Source organism: Gemmobacter sp. (assembly GCF_016792925.1).
Lineage (GTDB): Bacteria > Pseudomonadota > Alphaproteobacteria > Rhodobacterales > Rhodobacteraceae > Gemmobacter.
On record NZ_JAEULU010000117.1, the window covers coordinates 1 to 3,709 of the forward strand.

Below are 3,709 nucleotides of genomic sequence, written 5' to 3' on the forward strand. Positions count from 1 at the left end.
ATAGACCAGCGTCTCGCCGCCCAGCTTTTCCACATGGCTCACCCGCCCCGCGATCTGCCCGGAAGCCATTTAAATCTCAAGATGTTCCGGCCTGATCCCCAGCGTATCCGACCGCAGGCCAAGCGCGCCCGCCTTCAGAAAATTCATCTGCGGGCTGCCGATAAAACCCGCGACAAAGGTGTTGTCGGGGTCGTTATACAGATCCATCGGGCGGCCCACCTGCTCCACCTTGCCTGCCCGCAACACCACGATCTTGTGGGCCAGTGTCATGGCCTCTACCTGATCATGTGTCACATAAATCATCGTGGCGCCCAAATCGCGATGCAGCCGGGCAATCTCGATCCGGGTCTGCACCCGCAGCGCGGCATCCAGATTGGACAAGGGCTCGTCAAACAAGAACAATTTCGGCCGCCGCACGATGGCCCGCCCGATCGCCACCCGCTGCCGCTGCCCGCCCGACAGCTCCGCCGGCCGCCGCTCCATCAGCGGCGCCAGGCTCAGCATCGCCGCCGCCTTGTCGGTCGCCGCCTGAATCTCTGCTTTCGGCACCCCGGCCTGCTTCAGGGCCAGCCCCATATTGTCACGCACCGTCAGATGCGGATACAGGGCATAGCTTTGAAAAACCATGGCAATTTCGCGTTTCGCCGGGGCCAGATCATTGATCCTGGCGCCGTCAATCGCCACATCGCCGCTGGTCACGTCCTCCAGCCCGGCGATCATCCGCAGCAGGGTGGATTTGCCGCAGCCCGATGGCCCGACGAACACGCAGAACTCGCCATCCTCGACCCGCAGGTCAACGCCCTTGATGACATCGGTGCTGCCGAAAGATTTGGTGACTTGGGAAAGCGTCAGGGCGCCCATGAGAGATTATCCTTGCAATTTAACGGGTTGGCCCGAGCGCACGCTTTCATCCGCCGCCAAACAGATGGCCAGCGAGGTCACGGCGTCAGACATGTGGCGGCTCAGATCGAGGTTTTCGGTGATGGCGCGCGCCACAAAAGCCTGCTCGCGGTCGCACAGGCCCTGATGGTCCGGCTCCTCCGCCATCGACAGATCCTGAGGGCCCAAACCCACCCGATGCACCCGCAGCGTGCTGGTTTTCGTATGCGTATCAATATCATCCGAGCGCGCGCTCTCTGGCATGCGGATGGAAACCGCGCCGCGCGGGCTGACCACATCTTTCACGAAAAACGCGGTATCCGACATCATCGGCCCCCAGCCCGCCTCATACCAGCCACAGCTGCCATCGGCGAACAAAACCTGAAAATGCCCGTAATTATACATGCTCGGCGCGATTTCGTCTGACAGGCGCAGCCCCATGCCCCGCACCTCCACCGGCGCCGCATCGGTGATCTGGCACATCACATCCACATAATGCACCCCGCAATCCACGATGGGCGGCGTGGTCTGCATCAAGGCCTTATGCACCGCCCATGTCGGGCCGCTGGATTGCTGGTTCAGGTTCAGCCGGAACACATATGGCCCGCCCAAATCCCGCGCTTCTGCTATCAATCGTTGCCAGCTGGGGTGATGCCGCAAGATATAGCCCACCACCAGCTTCCGCCCCAGCCGCGTGGCGCAATCGACCACGCGCCGCGCATCGGCCACCGTGGTTGCAAGGGGCTTTTCGACAAAGACATGCGCCCCCGCCTCCATCGCCGCCACCGCGTAATCGGCATGGCTGTCGGAATAGGTGGCGACGCAAACCAGATCGGGCTTCACCGCCGCCAAAGCCGCCGCATAGTCGGAAAACAGAGGATAAGCCCTTAATTTCTCTGGCAAATCCACCGGAGAGCGGTTGACCAGCCCCACCACCTCGAACCCCGGATCGGCATGATAGGCCAGCGCATGACTGCGCCCCATATTGCCCAGGCCCGCGACCAGAACCCGGATCATTTCACCGCTCCCGCCGTGATGCCACGGATCAACTGACGCGAGAATATCAGATACAGGATCAGCACCGGCACGATGGCAAGGCTCAGCGCCGCCAGCACCGCGTTCCAATTGGTGACAAACTGCCCGATGAACACCTGGCTGCCCAGGGTGATGGTTTTCGTGGCCTCGGATGGCGCAAGGATCAGCGGAAACCACAGGTCATTCCAGATCGGGATCAACGTGAACACCGCCACCGTCGCCATGGCGGGCCGCACCAGCGGCAATACCAGCCTGAAAAATATGGTATATTCGCTCAGGCCATCAATCCGCCCGGCGTTTTTCAGATCAGCCGAAACATTGCGCATGAACTCCGACAGGATGAACACCGCCAGCGGCAACCCCTGCGCGGTATAGACCAGCACCAGCGCCGTCAGCGTGTTCACCAGCCCGCTTGCCACCATCATCTGCAAGATCGCCACCGTGCCCAGCCGGATCGGGATCATGATGCCAAGCGCGAGGTAAAGCCCCATCAAGCCATTGCCGCGAAAGCGATATTCCGACAGGGCAAAGGCCGCCATGGCGCCAAACAGCAGCACGAAAAACAGGCTGCCCACCGTGACCGTCATCGAATTCAGGAAATATTGAAAGAAATCGCCCTGTTTCAGCACCGTGGCATAGCCCACGAGGTCAAAGCTCTCTGGCCCCGGCAGGGCCAGCGGCTCGGCAAAGATCGCCTTGCGCGATTTGAAGCTGTTCACCACGGTCACAAAGACCGGGAACAGGGCAATCACCGTCCAGAGGATCAGCACGCCATGGGCGGCGATGCTGCGGGTGATGGAATGGCGGGCCTGGCTCATCTCGTTCTCCTCAGAACTGATAGCGACGCAGCCGCGTCTGGATGGCGAAAAGGTAAACACAGACCCCGATCAGGATGATGAAGAACATCGCCGTCGCAATCGTCGCCCCCATATGCGGATCGCCCAGTTGCAGCTGAAAGCCAAAGAAGGTGCGATAGAGGAAGGTGCCCAGAATATCGGTGGCGAAATTCGGACCGGCCAGCGCGCCCTGCGCCACATAGATCAGGTCGAAGGCGTTGAAATTGCCCACGAAAGTCAGGATCGAGATGATCCCGATGGAGGGCAGGATCAGCGGCAGCTTGATCTTCCAGAACTGCGCCCAGCCCGTCACGCCATCCATCTCGGCCGCCTCGATCACCTCATCGGGGATCGACAGAAGCGCGGCATAGATCAGCATCATCGGGATGCCCACGAATTGCCAGACCGAGATCAGCGCCAGCGTGGTCAGCGCATAGTCCTCCTTGCCCAGCCAGGGCGCGAACAGCGCCTTGAGGCCCACCGCATCCAGCATCCCCGGCGCGATGCCCCAAATGGGCGAAAGGATCAGCTTCCACACAAAGCCCACGATCACGAAACTGAGGATTGTCGGAATGAAGATCGCCGTCCGGTAAAAGGCCGCAAAACGCAGCCGGGGCGACGAGAGAATGGCCGCCAGCGCAATGCCGATCGGGTTCTGCACCAGCATATGCACCACGAAGAACCAGGCATTGTTGCCAAGCGCGTTCCAGAAACTGTCCGACCAGCGCGGGTCGCCAAACAGCGTGGCAAAATTCGCCAAGCCCACGAACACCCGCTCTTTCGCCCCGTCCAATCCGGCCTCCAGATTGAACAGCGACAAGTTCAAGGTGCCAAACAGCGGCACAATCATGATGGCCGTGTAAACCAGCACCGCCGGTGCCAGAAACACCGCGATATGCCACCGAACCGCTGCCCGCTGTGCCATGCCGCTCCCCTTTTTCTGTCTGAAAATATCCTCG

General features: G+C 60.8%; 3 protein-coding genes and 1 pseudogene. All 4 read right to left on the minus strand.

Annotated features, from left to right (window positions below):
- Nucleotides 1-861: pseudogene (locus JNN06_RS05980) on the minus strand (ATP-binding cassette domain-containing protein); the annotation flags it as partial.
- A gap of 6 nt (nt 862-867) precedes the next feature.
- On the minus strand, nt 868-1,896 hold the full coding sequence (locus tag JNN06_RS05985; RefSeq protein WP_291238682.1) for a Gfo/Idh/MocA family oxidoreductase: 1,029 nt from the start codon (nt 1,894-1,896) through the stop codon (nt 868-870).
- Nucleotides 1,893-2,732, minus strand: a complete 840-nt coding sequence (locus JNN06_RS05990) for a carbohydrate ABC transporter permease (RefSeq protein ID WP_291238683.1) — start codon at nt 2,730-2,732, stop codon at nt 1,893-1,895. The genes JNN06_RS05985 and JNN06_RS05990 overlap by 4 nt, the downstream gene beginning before the upstream one ends.
- 10 nt (nt 2,733-2,742) lie before the next feature.
- The gene (locus tag JNN06_RS05995) at nt 2,743-3,675 is read right to left on the minus strand and encodes a sugar ABC transporter permease (RefSeq protein ID WP_291238684.1); all 933 of its coding nucleotides are present in this window, start codon (nt 3,673-3,675) and stop codon (nt 2,743-2,745) included.
- Nucleotides 3,676-3,709: the final 34 nt, after the last annotated feature.